Annotated in this window: 8 protein-coding genes; 4 read left to right on the top strand and 4 right to left on the bottom strand. The window is 70.5% G+C overall.

Features of this window, described 5'->3' with window-relative positions; all coding sequences use genetic code 11:
- Positions 1 to 97 precede the first annotated feature (97 nt).
- Both M2271_RS10530 and ssd read right to left on the bottom strand, forming a co-directional pair.
- Positions 98 to 1300 carry a TadA family conjugal transfer-associated ATPase gene (locus M2271_RS10530; RefSeq protein ID WP_280887033.1) on the bottom strand — a complete coding sequence of 401 codons (1203 nt, stop codon included), beginning with the start codon at positions 1298 to 1300 and terminating at the stop codon, positions 98 to 100.
- 215 nt (positions 1301 to 1515) lie between these two features.
- Positions 1516 to 2628: a septum site-determining protein Ssd gene (ssd, locus tag M2271_RS10525; RefSeq protein ID WP_280886861.1), complete on the bottom strand. Its 1113-nt coding sequence runs from the start codon at positions 2626 to 2628 to the stop codon at positions 1516 to 1518.
- 619 nt (positions 2629 to 3247) lie between these two features.
- Here ssd and M2271_RS10520 point away from each other — a divergent pair.
- Complete coding sequence (locus tag M2271_RS10520; RefSeq protein WP_280886860.1) at positions 3248 to 4081, top strand: HAD-IB family hydrolase; 834 nt, start codon at positions 3248 to 3250, stop codon at positions 4079 to 4081.
- A gap of 435 nt (positions 4082 to 4516) precedes the next feature.
- Here M2271_RS10520 and M2271_RS10515 read toward each other — a convergent pair whose 3' ends face one another.
- Positions 4517 to 5341, bottom strand: a complete 825-nt coding sequence (locus tag M2271_RS10515) for a Fic family protein (RefSeq protein WP_280886859.1) — start codon at positions 5339 to 5341, stop codon at positions 4517 to 4519.
- Between the two features lie 102 nt (positions 5342 to 5443).
- Here M2271_RS10515 and M2271_RS10510 point away from each other — a divergent pair, with 102 nt between their 5' ends.
- Positions 5444 to 6424 carry an ATP-binding protein gene (locus M2271_RS10510; protein WP_280886858.1) on the top strand — a complete coding sequence of 327 codons (981 nt, stop codon included), beginning with the start codon at positions 5444 to 5446 and terminating at the stop codon, positions 6422 to 6424.
- A gap of 113 nt (positions 6425 to 6537) precedes the next feature.
- Here the strand turns inward: M2271_RS10510 and M2271_RS10505 are convergent, their stop codons facing one another.
- The gene (locus tag M2271_RS10505) at positions 6538 to 7812 is read right to left on the bottom strand and encodes a hypothetical protein (protein WP_280886857.1); all 1275 of its coding nucleotides are present in this window, start codon (positions 7810 to 7812) and stop codon (positions 6538 to 6540) included.
- Between the two features lie 283 nt (positions 7813 to 8095).
- Here M2271_RS10505 and M2271_RS10500 point away from each other — a divergent pair, with 283 nt between their 5' ends.
- Positions 8096 to 10498 (top strand): SulP family inorganic anion transporter, encoded by a 2403-nt coding sequence (locus M2271_RS10500; protein ID WP_280886856.1) that lies wholly within the window; start codon positions 8096 to 8098, stop codon positions 10496 to 10498.
- 580 nt (positions 10499 to 11078) lie between these two features.
- Complete coding sequence (acs, locus tag M2271_RS10495; RefSeq protein ID WP_280886855.1) at positions 11079 to 13040, top strand: acetate--CoA ligase; 1962 nt, start codon at positions 11079 to 11081, stop codon at positions 13038 to 13040.
- Positions 13041 to 13116: the final 76 nt, after the last annotated feature.

Raw genomic sequence — 13116 nt, 5'->3', positions numbered from 1 at the left:
GTCGACATCACCCTCACCCCGATCACCACGCCACCCCCGTCGACATCACCCTCACCCTGATCACCACGCCACCCCCACCAGCACCTCACGCGCCCGATCACCGCCCCGCCCCTTCTCCAAAAGCCTCGGAGCGAAGCAACCCACGCAGCCGCTCCCACCCCCGCTCGTACGCGAAGGCCTCCGCGCCCCACCGCAGCGCAGGCACCGTCCGCACCAGGCCCGACGGGTCCCGTTCCAGCACATGTACCTCGGCGATCCGGCGTCGTCCGGCCCGGTCGCGGACGAGGTGGAGGACGACCGACAGGGCAGCCGCCACCTGACTGTGCAGGGCAGCCCGGTCCAGACCCGCAGCCGTGCCCAGCGCCTCCAGCCGGGCCGGCACGTCGGCCGCCGCGTTCGCGTGCACCGTTCCGCAACCGGCGTGGCCGGTGTTCAACGCGGCCAGCAGATGGACCACTTCGGGCCCGCGCACCTCACCCACGACCAGCCGGTCCGGCCGCATCCGCAGCGTCTGTCGCACCAGGTCCTGAAGGGTGACGAGTCCGGCGCCCTCCTGGTTGGCGGGGCGGCTCTCCAGCCGTACGACGTGCGGATGGTCCGGCCTGAGCTCCGCGGAGTCCTCGGCGAGCACGATCCGCTCGTCCGGGCCCACGCGCCCCAACAGGGCGCTCAGCAAAGTCGTCTTCCCGCTGCCCGTACCGCCGCTGATGAGGAAGGACAGCCGCGCCTCGATCAGCGCACGCAGCACCAGGTCCCCGCCCGGTGGCACCGTGCCCGCCGCCACCAGCTCGTCGAGTGTGAACGCGCGTGGCCGTACGACCCGCAGGGACAGACAGGCACAGCCGACGGCCACCGGGGACAGCACCGCGTGCAGCCGGGTCCCATCAGGCAGCCGGGCATCCACCCAGGGCCGTGCATCGTCGAGCCGGCGTCCGGCCACCGCGGCCAGACGCTGCGCAAGCCGTCGCACGGCGGCGGCGTCCGGGAAGGAGACGGCGGTCAGCTCCAGTCCGCCGCCCCGGTCCACCCAGACCCGGTCCGGGGCGGACACCAGCACATCGGTCACCGACGGGTCCGCGAGCAGTGGTTCCAGCGGCCCGCTGCCGATCAGCTCGGAACGCAACTGCTCGGCCGCGCCCAGCACTTCGGCGTCCCCGAGCACCCGCCCCTGCTCACGCAGCGCCTGCGCCACGCGCGCGGGCGTCGGTTCGCCCCCACTTTCGGCAAGCCACTGCCGGACACCGTCGAGCAGCCCCGGCGGCGTCGGCCTGGGCACGCCATCGTGCAACCCCGGCGGCATCGCCCCGGGCACGCCACCGTGCAACCCCAAGGGCATCGCCCCCCGCACGTCACCCCGCGACCCCAGCGGAATCGACTGCCGCGCACCATCCGACAACCCCGACGGCCCTGCCCCCCGCGCACCATCCGACAACCCCGAGGGCACCGCCCCCCGCGCGCCGCCGAGCGACCCCGCCCAGGAAGCCCCACGACCTTCCGCAAGCTCCAGCGGCGTACTCATGCCGCCCCCGTTTCCAGCAATACCCGCTCCCAGAACTCCTTGCAGAAGCGGGCCAGCGGCCCCCGTCCGGCCGCGCCGGGAGGCGTCCTGCCTCCGTGCGGGCGCAGCAGCTGGGACTCCACCGGCACCTCTCCGGCCAGGGGGAGCCCCAGCAGTCGGGCCACCTCGCGGTCGTCGAGTCCGGGGGCGTACGGGCCGCGTACGGCGACCCTGAGGTCGTGCAGGACCATGCCGACGGCGGCAGTCACCCGTCCGGCCGCAGCGACGGCCCGCAGTTCGGCGGGAACCACGAGGAGCCCCATGTCGAGCTGGGCGAGGACCTCGGCGACCCCGTTGTCCATACGGCGGGGCAGATCCACGACTACCGTGCCGCCCCTGCGCCGGGCCGCGGCGAGCACCGCCCGTACTGCCGGAGGCGGAACGGCGACGCAGTCACCGCGGTCCCAGCTGAGCACCCGTAGCGAGTGCAGTTCGGGCAGCGACTCCTCCAGGGCGCCGCCGCCGACCCGCCCGCGTGAGGCGGCGAACGCGGGCCAGCGCAGCCCCTCGGCCGTCTCGCCTCCGAGGAGGACGTCGAGTCCGCCGCCCAGCGGATCGGCGTCCACCAGGAGCGTGCGCAGTCCCTCACGCGCGGAGGTGACGGCGAGGGCGCACGCGAGCGTGGACGCTCCCGCCCCGCCCCGGCCGCCGATGACGCCGACGGTGAGGGCGGGCCGGCCGACCCCTTCGGCCACGTCGGCGATGCGGTCGACCAGCCACTGCTCGCCGTCGGGCAGCATCAGGACGTGATCGGCGCCGATCTCGACGGCCCGCCGCCAGACCCCGGAGTCGTCCTGGTCGCGGCCGACCAGCACCACGCCGTTTCTGCGGGCGGCCCCACGCACCCGCCGTACGGCGTCGTCGCCGACCAGGACCAGTGGCGCGGACTCCCAGCCGCCTCGGCCCCCCGGTACCCCGTGATGGACCTCCGGTGTGGCACCGGCCGCCGCGCACAGGCGCAGCAGGTCATCGAGAAGATCGGCGTCCTCCGTGACGATCAACGGTTTGCCCTGCCGCCCTCCGGCGGTGGGCGGTGGATCATGTGTGACGGCTGCGGCCACGGTCTCCATCCCCCTTCACTGCGTCTCCCGCGACCGTCGAGGACCCGGGAGCCACCTCTGTCGCGCAGCCCCTACGGCTCCGCGATTCCCAAACGTGTGGAGAACCGGCAAGCGGCCTCCATGTGAACGGCCGATACGAACCGGCCGAACCCGCCCGTCCCACCGGATCCGGCCATGAACTCGGCGCGAGCGGGACGCGTTGGAATCAAGGTGCAGTGATCCCGGAATTCGTGTGGATCTTGGTGGAAAACTGTGGACAACTCGGTGGTTGTGGATATCGCCTTCAGCCATACCGGTGACCCGTGCGCCACCCCCGGTGCAACTTCCTCAGAGCACCGCGTCAGCTACACACGGTGACGGATCATGGGCATGCGAAAGAGGCGGCCGCAGCCGCCTCGGTCCGGCCTCATGGCCAGGGGGAGAAAAGGAGAGAAGACGAAAAACCCGTCCGGACATGCGACGACCCCCGCCGGGGGGGAGAGCGGGGGTCGCCTTCACGGCCGACTCGGGGGGGGGAGGAGTCGGGCCGCGTTAGCACGGTCGCGAACGATCCGTGACTTCCATGGTGTACCCGACAGCCCTCTCAGGCAAACCCACACGCCGACCTTACGCCGAATGGGCTGCGCCTATGCTCGGGCTTGTGGAAAACCACTCGTTGCCCCGCACAGCGGCCTTCTTTGACCTGGACAAGACGGTCATTGCGAAGTCGAGCACGCTCACCTTCAGCAAGTCGTTCTACCAAGGGGGGCTGATCAACCGCAGGGCCGCCTTGCGCACGGCCTACGCCCAGTTCGTCTTCCTCGTGGGCGGCTTGGACCACGACCAGATGGAGCGCACCCGCGAGTACCTGTCCGCGCTCGTGCGCGGCTGGAACGTCCAGCAGGTCAAGGAGATCGTCGCCGAGACCCTGCACGACCTCATCGACCCGATCATCTACGACGAGGCTGCTTCCCTCATCGAGGAGCACCACACGGCCGGCCGGGACGTCGTGATCGTGTCCACGTCGGGCGCCGAGGTGGTCGAGCCGATCGGTGAACTGCTCGGCGCGGACCGCGTGGTGGCGACCCGCATGGTGGTGGGCGAGGACGGCTGCTTCACCGGCGAGGTGGAGTACTACGCGTACGGCCCGACCAAGGCCGAGGCGGTCAAGGAGCTGGCCCAGTCCGAGGGTTACGACCTCGAGCGCTGCTACGCCTACAGCGACTCGGCGACCGACCTGCCGATGCTGGAGGTCGTCGGCCACCCCCATGCCGTGAACCCGGACCGTGCGCTGCGCCGCGAGGCCCTCGGGCGCGGGTGGCCGATTCTCGATTTCCATCGGCCTGTTCGACTCAAGCAGCGGATCCCCGCGTTCTCCGTACCGCCCCGCCCAGCGCTCGTCGCGTTCGCCGCCATAGGTGCCGCGGCGGCCACCGCGGGCCTCGTCTGGTACGCGAACCGCCACCGCTCGGCTCCCGCCTGACCTGCCCCTTCGCCACGGAACGGGGCGGATCCGACATCCCGACGCCCGCCTGGACCCCATTTACCCCAAAAGCAAAGAAGTGCAAGCAGGGCTTCCGCTTACTCTGATCCTGGAGTACAAAGGGGTTAACGGCCCGCGAGACCAAGGACATCCGAGAGGATCACCTTAGAAACGCATTTGGCCCCACGGACCGAGCATGAACACCGGGCACCCACGCGACGTCGACCCGTCGATTACGGGCCAGCCGCACCAGGAGACGGGCAACGTTCCCGACCTGATGGGCAATATTTCGAGGACGCTTGGTACCCCGGTGAACATGCCAGCGGCGGTACGAATCCTCGTACCGCCGCAACCCTTTTCCGGAACCCACGACTCCGCCCAGCGCCAAGCTCCCGGTGCGAGTCTTCCCGCGCCGAGGTCGCTACGCGAGGTTCGCTACGCCGCCCCGCGCTGCAACGCCTCACACACCGCCGTGGACTCGCGTGCGCCCAGCTCGATCGCCCGGCCGCAGTGGCCGATCCAGGCGGCCATGCCCTCGGGGGTACCGGAGACGTAGCCGTCCAGGGCCGCCAGACAGGACGCGCGGCCCAGTTCGGCGTGACCCACCTCCGCCGGACAGACGGACTTGGGGTCCAGCCCGCTGCCGACCAGGACGATGCGCTCGGCCGCGCGCGCGATGAGGCCGTTGCGGGAAGCGAAGGGCCGTAGGGCGAGGAGTTCCCCGTGCACCACGGCTGCCGTGACCAGCGCGGGGGCCGAACTGCCCGCGATGATCAGTTCGGCGAGCCCTTCGAGGCGGCCGGAGACCTCCGCCGCGCTGGGCAGCGGCAGTTCGATGAGCGGCTCGTCGACCGGCTCGCCCTCCTGACGCGGACGCCCGACCTCGTCACCGCTGGTCGCGGCCGCCACCAGGTGCAGCCGGGCCAGCACCCGCAGCGGCGACTGCCGCCAGACGGACAGCAGTTGGCCCGCCTCGGCGGTCAGCCGCAGGGCCGCACCGATGACGCGCGCCTCTTCGTCGCCGCTGAAGTCGGAGCGCCGACGCACTTCCTCAAGGGCCCAGTCCGCACCGGACAGCGCCCCCGAGCCGCGAGCGCCGCGCAGGGCCGCCTCGGAAGTGATCTCGTTGCTGCGACGCCGCATGACGCGGTGTCCGTAGACCCGGTCCACGGACTTGCGGACGGATTCCACGGACTCGGCCACACCGGGCAGAGAGCCCAGGGCCGCGAGCGGATCGGCGTTCGCGCCTGTCGTACTCATAAGTACGAACCCTACGCAGCCCGGGCGCACACCCCACGAAGGAGTGGTCTTCTTCACGCGCACCTGCCACGTACAGCCATGACACCACTACGCTTGGTGAACATGAAAATTGCTTTCGTCGGGAAGGGCGGCAGCGGCAAGACCACGCTGTCCTCCCTCTTCGTCCGACACCTCGCGGCCGTCGGCGCGCCGGTCGTCGCCGTCGACGCCGACATCAACCAGCACCTGGGTCCGGCCCTCGGTCTGCACGAGGCGGAGGCGGCCGCGCTGCCCGCGATGGGCGAGCGGCTGCCGCTGATCAAGGACTACCTGCGCGGCTCGAACCCCCGCATCGCCTCCGCCGACACGATGATCAAGACGACCCCGCCCGGCGAGGGATCCCGGCTGCTGCGGGTGCGCGAGGACAACCCGGTGTACGACGCCTGCGCCCGGCCGGTGGAACTCGACGGTGGCGCCGTCCGTTTGATGGTCACGGGCCCCTTCACGGACGCCGACCTGGGGGTCGCCTGCTACCACTCCAAGACGGGAGCGGTGGAGCTGTACCTGAACCACCTGGTGGACGGCCCCGACGAGTACGTCGTGGTCGACATGACAGCCGGCTCGGACTCCTTCGCCTCCGGCATGTTCACCCGTTTCGACATCACGTTCCTCGTCGCCGAGCCGACCCGGAAGGGGGTCTCCGTCTATCGCCAGTACAAGGAGTACGCCCGCGACTTCGGCGTCGCCCTGAAGGTCGTCGGCAACAAGGTGCAAGGGCAGGACGACCTCGACTTCCTCCGCGCCGAGGTCGGGGACGACCTGCTCGTGACGGTCGGACACTCCGACTGGGTGCGTGCACTGGAGAAGGGCCGCCCGCCCCGGTTCGAGCTCCTGGAGGACGCCAACCGCCGCGCCCTGCACCGGCTGGGGACGACCGCCGACGCGACGTACGCATCGCGTGACCGGGAGCGCTACATGCGCCAGATGGTGCACTTCCACCTGAAGAACGCCCAGTCCTGGGGCAACGAGCGCACCGGAGCCGACCTGGCGGCACAGGTCGACCCCTCCTTCGTGCTCGGTGAGGGCGTCACCGCCCCCGCCTGACCGGGACTGCCGGGACTGCCGGGACTACCGGGACTACCGGGACTACCGGGACTACCGGGACTACCGGGACTGCCGGGGCTGCCGGGACTACCGGAGCCACCGGTCAGCCTCGGCTACCGCTTGGCCGTCGGCGTCCCGGGCACACCCTTCGGGGCCGGGGCCGGGCGTCCCGACAGGAGGGACTCCCAGCCCTGCTTCGGGGCCTCACCGACGGCCAGGTCACGCAGCTTGTGCAGGGTCTTCGGATCCTGGGCGTCCAGCCAGTCGGCGAGCTGCCGGAAGGACACACAGCGCACGTCCGGCTTGTTGCAGACTTCCTCGACGACGTCCTGGACGGCTCGCATGTAGGTGCCGCCGTTCCAGGACTCGAAGTGGTTGCCGATGATCAGGGGCGCGCGGTTGCCGTCGTAGGCCCGACGGAAGCCCGTGAGCAGGCCGTCGCGCATCTGGTCACCCCAGAAGTCGTACTTGGCGGGGTTGCCCTGGGTCTTGGTGCCGGACTGGTTGACCATGAAGTTGTAGTCCATGGTGAGCTGCTCGTAGGAGTGTCCAGGGAAGGGCACGAGCTGCATCGACAGGTCCCACAGACCCTCCCTCTTCCTCGGCCAGACCTGGTCGTTGACGCCGCTGCTGTCATAGCGGAAGCCCAGTTCACCGGCCGCCCTCATGAAGTTCTCCTGGCCCTCCAGGCAGGGTGTGCGGGCGCCGACGAGTTCCTTGTCGTAGTCGAAGGGCAGCGAGGAGGCGTTCTTCATGCCGCTGTTGGTCTTCCAGGACTTCACGAACTCCTTCGCCTGGGCGATCTCGTCCTTCCAATCTTCGACCGTCCACTCGCCGACCCCGCCGCCGCTGCCGCAGAAGTGGCCGTTGAAGTGGGTGCCGATCTCGTTGCCCTCCAGCCACGCCAGACGCAGCTGCTTCACGGTGTCGGCGATGCCCTGCTCGTCGTTGAAGCCGATGTCCGAGCGGCCCGGAGAGTGCTGCGGTGGCCGGTAGAGGTCACGCTTGTCCTCCGGCAGCATGTACACGCCGCTCAGGAAGTACGTCATCGTCGCGTTGTTCGCCTTGGCGACCTTGCGGAAGTGGGAGAACAGCTTCTGGCCGTCCTCACCCGCGCCGTCCCAGGAGAAGACCACGAACTGCGGGGGCTTCTGGCCCGGCTTGAGGCGTTCGGGGCTGCGCAGGTGCGGCTGCGCTCCGGTGTACGCGGTGGAGCCGTCGCCGATCAGACGGACCACGCTCTTGGCCGGCGCCTCAGCCGGCTTCGCCTTCTGCGGGCCCAGGGCCCCTGCCTCGGCACCGTCGGCACCGATCGAGCAGCCGGCGAGCGACACGGCGCACGCCGCGGCAGCCACGGTGCCCGCGATGACCCTCTGGGTGGCGGCCATGTCCGCCCACCTTCTTCCTTCTCTCGGACGACGCCGATGACGGCGTGTGCGGGTAATGCGCCGCCAAGGTCGCATGGGACCGGGAATGAATTAATACGACAAGCCGATAAAAAGCTCAGTTCACTCATCGGAGTGACTTGATCGCCCATTTGCCGGTAAAGTCCATGCTGAGGCTTTACTTTGCATTACGATTCATTTACCGAGAGTTGATCCATCCCGCCGCTGTACGCCGTGACCCACGGCCGCCATTCCGCGACCGCGCTGCCCCGGAGGAGACGGGAACATGTCAGCCTGCGTCCCCACCCGCACCACCGACCCGAGTCGGGCCCAGCACGTCCACCCGCCCCACAGCCCCCCGCCGACCGAGCCCCGCCGCTTCCGTATCGCGGGAGCCGATGTGTCGGCTTCCATCGCGGTCTTCCTGATCGCCCTCCCCCTGTCCCTCGGCATCGCACTCGCCACCGGCGCGCCGCTCCAGGCCGGCCTCGTCGCCGCCGCGGTCGGCGGTCTCGTCGCCGGACGGCTCGGCGGCTCCCCGCTCCAGGTCAGCGGGCCCGCCGCCGGACTCACCGTCGTCACCGCCGACCTCATCCACCGCTACGGCTGGCGGACGACCTGCGCCATCACCGTTCTGGCCGGTCTCGCGCAACTGGCCCTCGGCTGCCTGCGCGTGGCCCGCACGGCGCTCGCCGTCAGCCCCGCCATCGTGCACGGCATGCTCGCCGGCATCGGTGTCACCATCGCCGTTGCCCAGCTGCGCATCGTCCTCGGCGGCACCCCGCAGAGCGCCGTCCTCGACAACCTCCGTGCCCTGCCGGCCCAGTTGGCGGGCCTGCACCCGGCCGCGGTGTCGGTGAGCGCGCTGACCCTGACCCTGCTGCTGCTCTGGCCGCGGATTCCCGGCCGGGCGGGGCGTCTGCTGCGCAAGCTTCCCGCCGCGCTCGTCGCCGTCGCCGGGGCCACCGTGACCGCCTCGCTCGCCGGACTGACCCTGCCCAAGGTCGACCTGCCGTCCTGGAGCAGCCACGCCCTGGCCGGACTTCCCGAGGGCCCGGCAGTCGGTCTGGTCGCCGCCGTCCTCACCACCACGTTGGTATGCAGCGTTCAGTCGCTGCTCGGCGCGGTCGCCGTGGACAAGCTGGTGGCCGGCCGGCCGGGCCTTTCCGCCCGTGTCGGACGCTCCCGTCTGGACCGCGAGTTGCTCGGCCAGGGCGCCGCCAACATCGTCTCCGGTTCGCTCGGCGGGCTGCCCGTCGCCGGTGTGGCCGTACGCAGTTCGTCGAATGTCCGGGCCGGTGCCGTCAGCCGGAACTCCACGATGCTGCACGGCGTTCTCGTAGTAGTCGCCGCGCTGCTGATGGTCCCGATCCTGGAGCTCATCCCGCTCTCCTCGCTCGCCACCCTGGTGATGGCCGTCGGCATCCAGATGGTGTCCCTCCACCACATCCGCACGGTGACGCGCCACCGAGAAGTGCTGGTGTACGCCGTCACCACACTCGGTGTCGTCCTGCTGGGTGTCCTGGAGGGCGTGTCGCTCGGCATCGCCGTCGCCGTAGCGGTCGCCCTGCACCGCCTCACCCGCACCCGCATCACGCACGACGAGAAGGAGGGGGTCCATCACGTCCATGTACGCGGCCAGTTGACGTTCCTGGCGGTGCCCCGGCTCAGCCGATCCCTGCATCTTGTGCCCCAGGGCACCCATGCCGTCGTGGAGTTGGACGGTTCGTTCATGGACCACGCGACATACGAGGCCCTGCAGGACTGGCAGAAGACGCACACCGCACAGGGCGGCTCCGTCGAACTCACCGGTCGCCGCGCCGGGATCCGGATCGGCGAGCCCGGGAGCGCGGCCGACCACCCGGCCGGGGACACGAACGCCGGGGCGGCTTCCGGCACCGCGGGCTGCCGTTGCAGCCCGTGGACGCCCTGGCGCAACCACCAGTGCGACGGCCCGCAGTCCACGGCCGCACCGGCCTCCGACGGACAGCCGGGAGCGGCGGGCGCGTCCGGTGTGCCGAGCGGGCACGAACTGGCGCGTGGCATCAGCGCGTTCCAGCGTCACACGGCACCGCTCGTGCGGGGTGAGCTGGCCCGGCTGGCGCGCGAGGGGCAGCGGCCCTCCCAGCTGTTCCTCACCTGCGCCGACTCACGGCTGGTCACCTCGATGATCACTTCCAGTGGTCCCGGTGATCTGTTCGTGGTGCGCAACGTGGGCAACCTCGTTCCGCTGCCCGGCCAGGAGAGCGGGGACGACTCGGTGGCTGCCGCGATCGAGTACGCGGTGGAGGTGCTGCAGGTGCGCTCCATCACGGTGTGCGGGCACTCCGGGTGCGGGGCCATGCAGGCGCTCCTCAACGCCGAACCTGAGGGCGCCCAGACCCCGCTCACGCGGTGGCTGCGACACGGGCTGCCCAGTCTGCAGCGCATGTCCGAGGGCAGCCGGCCGTGGGCCCGGCTGGCCCTTCGGACACCCGCCGACGCGGTGGAACAGCTCTGCCTGACCAACGTGGTCCAACAGCTGGAGCATCTGCGCGCCCACGAGTCGGTAACCCGGGCCCTGCGGGAAGGGGCGCTGGAGCTGCACGGCATGTACTTCCACGTGGGCGAGGCCCAGGCGTACCTGCTCACCGGAGCAGACGGGGACGACGTCTTCGACCACGTACGAGCGGCCGACCTGTCGGCGTGAGCTGTCCGGGCCTGGGTCCGGGCCAGGGTCCGGGCCCAGGGTCCGGGCCCAGGGTCCGGGCCCAGGACCTCGGCTCCCGCCCCGCCCCGCCCCGCCCCGGCTCACGATCCGCCTCGAGCCCCGACCCCGGCCCGCCCCTCAGCTCCCGGCTCGCGCCCAGCCCCAGCCCCAGCCCCAGCCCCAGCCCCGATCCATGGATCCACCCCTCGGCCCGGCCCGCTGCGCGGCTCCTGCCCGACGCGCCCCCACCCCCGAAGCCCCACCCCACCCCACCCCTCCCGCCACCCCGAGACCCGCCCCCCACAGGCCGAGTGGGCCACGTGTGAAAGGCGTTACAGCCGCTGCACTACCCCCGGTCGGCGTCCGTGGGTACGAATGACCCGGCCAGAGCCGTCGAAGAGACCCGGGGGCCCCGCACGGCCAGGACGGAAGACAGGTCTAAACCACTTTTCCCGTCGACCTTGTCACCGGCCCCTCGGGTCTGATGAGCTGTGGCCTGGGACACAACGGACACCCTGGGAAAGGCAGATGCCGTGAGCAACGAAAGCCTGGCCACCCTGACGAAGGGGGAGACGGGACGATGAGCGAGACTTCCTCCCTCTCCAACCTGTTGAAGGAAGAGCGTAGGTTCACACCCCCCGCCGACCTGGCCGCCAACGCCAACGTCACCGCGGAGGCGTATGAACAGGCCAAGGCTGACAGGCTCGGCTTCTGGGCCGAGCAGGCCCGCCGACTGACCTGGGCCAAGGAGCCCACCGAGACGCTGGACTGGTCGAACCCGCCGTTCGCCAAGTGGTTCAAGGACGGCAAGCTCAATGTGGCGTACAACTGCGTGGACCGGCATGTGGAGGCCGGGCACGGCGACCGGGTCGCCATCCACTTCGAGGGCGAGCCGGGGGACAGCCGGGCCATCACCTACGCCGAGCTCAAGGACGAGGTCTCCAAGGCCGCCAACGCCCTGCTGGAGCTGGGGGTCCAGCAGGGCGACCGGGTCGCGGTGTACATGCCGATGATTCCCGAGACCGCGATCGCGATGCTCGCATGCGCCCGGATCGGTGCCGCGCACTCCGTCGTGTTCGGCGGCTTCTCGGCGGACGCTCTCGCGACCCGGATCCAGGACGCCGACGCCAAGGTCGTCATCACCTCCGACGGCGGCTGGCGCCGCGGCAAGCCGTCCGCGCTGAAGCCGGCCGTCGACGAGGCGGTCGAACGCGCGGGCAATGTCGAGCACGTGCTGGTGGTCCGCCGTACCGGCCAGGAGGTCGCCTGGGACGACAGCCACGACGTCTGGTGGCACGAGATCGTCGAGCGCCAGTCCGCCGAGCACGCTCCCGAGGCGTTCGACGCCGAGCAGCCGCTGTTCATCCTGTACACGTCGGGTACGACGGGTAAGCCGAAGGGCATCCTGCACACCTCCGGCGGATACCTCACGCAGACCGCGTACACCCACCACGCCGTCTTCGACCTCAAGCCGGAGACCGACGTCTACTGGTGCACCGCCGACGTCGGCTGGGTCACCGGTCACTCGTACATCGTCTACGGGCCGCTGGCGAACGGCGCGACGCAGGTCATGTACGAGGGCACTCCGGACACCCCGCACCAGGGCCGCTTCTGGGAGATCGTGCAGAAGTACGGGGTCACCATCCTGTACACCGCGCCCACCGCGATCCGTACGTTCATGAAGTGGGGCGACGACATCCCCGCGAAGTTCGACCTCAGCAGCCTGCGTGTTCTGGGCTCGGTCGGTGAACCCATCAACCCCGAGGCGTGGATCTGGTACCGCAAGCACATCGGGGCCGACCGCGCGCCGGTCGTCGACACCTGGTGGCAGACCGAGACCGGCGCGATGATGATCTCGCCGCTGCCCGGTGTCACCGCGGCCAAGCCCGGCTCCGCGCAGACAGCGCTGCCCGGCATCTCCGCGACCGTCGTCGACGACGAGGCGCACGAGGTGCCGAACGGCGGCGGTGGCTACCTGGTCCTCACCGAGCCGTGGCCGTCGATGCTGCGCACCATCTGGGGCGACGACCAGCGGTTCCTCGACACGTACTGGTCGCGCTTCGAGGGCAAGTACTTCGCCGGTGACGGCGCGAAGAAGGACGACGACGGCGACATCTGGCTGCTGGGCCGCGTCGACGACGTGATGCTCGTGTCCGGGCACAACATCTCCACCACCGAGGTCGAGTCGGCGCTCGTCTCCCACCCGTCGGTCGCCGAGGCGGCCGTGGTCGGCGCCGCGGACGAGACGACCGGGCAGGCGATCGTCGCCTTCGTCATCCTGCGCAGCACGGCGAACGCCGAGGACGAGGGCCTCGTCTCCGACCTGCGCAACCACGTCGGCACCACGCTCGGCCCGATCGCCAAACCGAAGCGGATCCTGCCGGTGGCCGAACTGCCGAAGACCCGCTCCGGCAAGATCATGCGCCGTCTGCTGCGGGACGTCGCCGAGAACCGCCAACTCGGTGACGTGACCACGCTGACCGACTCGTCGGTCATGGACCTCATCCAGGCCAAGCTCCCCGCGGCGCCGAACGAGGACTGAGAGTACGTACGGCAGTGAGGGGCACCCGGGCACAAGTGCGCCGGGTGCCCCTTTCGCTCCTAATGTGAGGATCACC

The sequence above is a fragment of the Streptomyces sp. LBL genome, assembly GCF_029893585.1.
GTDB lineage: Bacteria > Actinomycetota > Actinomycetes > Streptomycetales > Streptomycetaceae > Streptomyces.
This window is presented reverse-complemented; position numbering and strand designations above follow the sequence as displayed.